This is a genomic window from Vibrio splendidus 12E03, assembly GCF_000272105.2.
Classification (GTDB): Bacteria; Pseudomonadota; Gammaproteobacteria; order Enterobacterales; family Vibrionaceae; genus Vibrio; species Vibrio splendidus_I.
The window spans coordinates 1-286 of record NZ_AJZD02000264.1 but is presented as its reverse complement, the minus strand read 5'-3'; the positions used below and the strand labels follow the sequence as shown (position 1 = coordinate 286).

The window sequence follows — 286 nt, the reverse complement described above, 5'->3', positions numbered from 1 at the left end:
GTATCCGTCCCATGAACCCACGGGACCATATGCCTAATTTTTGAAGTTCCAAGGCAGGAGCGCATCGATATCTGGCTCCGCTTTTGCTAACTCCTGCATGCACTTGACCATGTAATCGTAGAGGATGAGTCCGTTGGCCGAGCGTGTATTTTATCGCTTTACCCAGCGGGCTAGACGCTATCACTTGTTGAGTCGTCATCCATTCGTACAACTCATCCAGTATTGGCTTGGCATGCTGTTGACGTTCTGCTTTTCGTGTTTCGACAGACGCACCTTTTAAGTGGGA

Annotated in this window: 1 pseudogene; it reads right to left on the bottom strand. The window is 49.3% G+C overall.

Annotated features, from left to right (window positions below):
- Window positions 1-33: 33 nt before the first annotated feature.
- Window positions 34-286 (bottom strand): annotated as a pseudogene (locus tag A142_RS16315) (IS66 family transposase); the annotation flags it as partial.